Annotated in this window: 3 protein-coding genes; 2 read left to right on the top strand and 1 reads right to left on the bottom strand. The window is 66.7% G+C overall.

Features of this window, described 5'->3' with window-relative positions; all coding sequences use genetic code 11:
* Positions 1-138: 138 nt before the first annotated feature.
* Positions 139-1,013 (top strand): IS5 family transposase gene (locus tag ABT085_RS45860; protein ID WP_502982996.1). Its coding sequence is split into 2 segments (ribosomal slippage): positions 139-484 and positions 484-1,013, totalling 876 coding nucleotides; the frame shifts between segments, so codons are not numbered across the junction.
* Positions 1,014-1,016: 3 nt separating this feature from the next.
* Here ABT085_RS45860 and ABT085_RS45855 read toward each other — a convergent pair.
* Positions 1,017-1,664: a class I SAM-dependent methyltransferase gene (locus tag ABT085_RS45855; protein WP_351623078.1), complete on the bottom strand. Its 648-nt coding sequence runs from the start codon at positions 1,662-1,664 to the stop codon at positions 1,017-1,019.
* A 123-nt stretch (positions 1,665-1,787) separates the two neighbouring features.
* Here ABT085_RS45855 and ABT085_RS45850 point away from each other — a divergent pair.
* Positions 1,788-2,182 (top strand): glycoside hydrolase family 15 protein (locus ABT085_RS45850; RefSeq protein WP_351623075.1); only part of this gene is annotated, 395 nt, incomplete at its 3' end.

The following is a 2,182-nucleotide window of genomic DNA, read 5'->3' as shown; positions in this document are numbered from 1 at the left end:
TGTTCAGACGAAGGCCGCTTTCGTGTCCGGCGGATACCGAACCGGGTGATCAAGTTCGACGGACCATTCGACGGTAGACGTTAAAGATCAAGCTAGGGTCTGTTTCATAAGTGGATCAAGGTCTGTCATGATCCACTCGTGGGGCGTGGGGATCTGACGAGCGAGCAATGGGCCAGGCTGGAGCCGCTGTTGCCGGTGGGCAAGAAGCCGGGGCGGCCTCCGGTCTGGTCCAAGCGGCAGCTGATCAACGGCATACGCTGGCGGACGCGGACCGGCGCGCCCTGGCGCGACGTTCCCGCACGTTACGGCGAGTGGGAGACCGTCTACGACCTCTTCCGGCGCTGGCAGCGAGACGGCACCTGGAGTCGGATCCTCACCCAGCTGCAGGCCGAGGCCGACGCGAAAGGCCTGATCACCTGGGACGTGAGCGTGGACTCCACGATTGCGCGAGCGCATCAGCATGCGGCCGGTGCCCGCAAAAGGGGGATTTGCAGCGGGACAAACCTGGCGGAGTCACAAACGAGCCTGCAGACCACGGGCTCGGGCGCTCTCGCGGTGGACTGACCACGAAGGTGCACCTGGCGGTCGAGCACGGCCAGAAGCCGCTGTCCTTCCTGGTCACCGCCGGCCAGCGGCATGACAGCCCCCAGTTCCAGCCGGTCCTCGACCGTATCCGGGTACCACGCAGTGGCGTCGGCCGGCCCCGCCGGCGACCGGACCGTGTTCGGGCCGACAAGGCCTACGGGTCCCGATCCAACCGCGACTACCTGCGCAAACGCGGGATCCGGTGCACGATTCCGGAGAAGTCCGACCAGATCCGCAACCGCAAGAAGCTGGGCGCCCGCGGCGGCCGTCCGCCGAAGTTCGACAAGGCCGACTACCGCGAGCGCCACGCGGTCGAGTGCGGGATCAACCGCCTCAAGCGCCACCGGGCGGTGGCCACGAGGTACGACAAGCTCGCCGTCCGCTACGAGGCCACCGTCACCGTCGCCGTCATCAACGAGTGGCTGTGATCATTACCGCTTACGGCCCAGCAACTGCACCGCCTCGGACCGGTGGCCGTTCATCGTGGCGACCTCGGTCTTGTGCTCCTCCACCAAGTCGAAGTCCGACAGCAGGGCGCGCAGGTGCGCGATGTCGTGGTGCCGGCACACCGCGCCGTCATCCGTGGCGAAGACCCCGTACGGGGTGCCGAACTGCTGGGCATGGGCGGCGTAGCGGTCGCGGTTTCGCTCGTCGTCCTGCAGGACGAGGTCGCTGACATATAGCAGCCCGCCAGGGGACAGGACTCGGCTCAGCTCGGCGACAAGTGCCTGCTGAGCGTCGTTGTCAGGGATGCACGTCAGTACCGCGAACAGCAGGACGACATCGAAGGTCGCCGAGGCGTAGGCCAGGTCTGGCGGAGATTCCAGGGCGCTGAAACGCAGGTCAGGCCTCAACTCACGACCCCGCTCGATCAGCGTCGGAGACAGGTCCACGCCGGACACATCGGAGAAACCGTGATCGCTCAACTCCGCCATGACACGGCCGTATCCACAGCCGTAGTCCAGAACCCGAGCGTTCGCACTCACCTCTGCCAGCCAGCCGAGATTCACCGGATGGGTGAACGTCTTCGTAGCGCCGACACCGTCCCAGTATGCGATCTGACTACCAAGATCCTTCATGCGAGTGCAGCATACGGCCCTCGCCGAAGCTGCCCTCGCCACTTGATCCACTTCTGAAACAGACTCTAGTTCGAGCGCAGCCTGGTGCTGTGCACGCAGTTCCATATCTCACCGCTCTGGTGAGTGTCACCGACGCGCTCGCCACCGACTGGAACGAACGCGGCCACCACCTGGGCGAACACGCTCCGCGGCAGCCGTCCGGTCCGTATCGGCAACGGTGCCCGGCAGCAGCGGCAGCCGGACGTCTACGGCGAACTGCTGGCAGCCGCCCACCGCCTGCGCGGCGATCTCGCCGCACTGGACACCCCCACCAACGCTTTCCTCGGCGCCTGCGCCGACATGGCCGCCACCTGCTGGGACCAGCCCGACCAGGGCATCCGGGAGGTCCGCAGCGGCCCGCAGCACTTCGGCCGCTCCAAACTCATGTGCTGGATCGCCGTCGACCGTGCCCTGGCACTCGTCGACGCCCCGGTGCGGTTGAACTGCCGCTGTGTCGCCGGCCCGACTGAGCCCCGAGC

Origin of the sequence: Streptomyces sp. NPDC002265, assembly GCF_040296125.1 — a bacterium.
GTDB lineage: Bacteria > Actinomycetota > Actinomycetes > Streptomycetales > Streptomycetaceae > Streptomyces.
The sequence above is the reverse complement of the archived record's forward strand: the minus strand, read 5'-3'. Positions and strand labels throughout refer to the sequence as shown.

Coding starts and splice junctions, on each gene's coding strand:
- ABT085_RS45855 (WP_351623078.1), bottom strand. CDS start 1,664: ATGAAGGATCTTGGTAGTCAGATCGCATACTGGGACGGTGTCGGCGCT.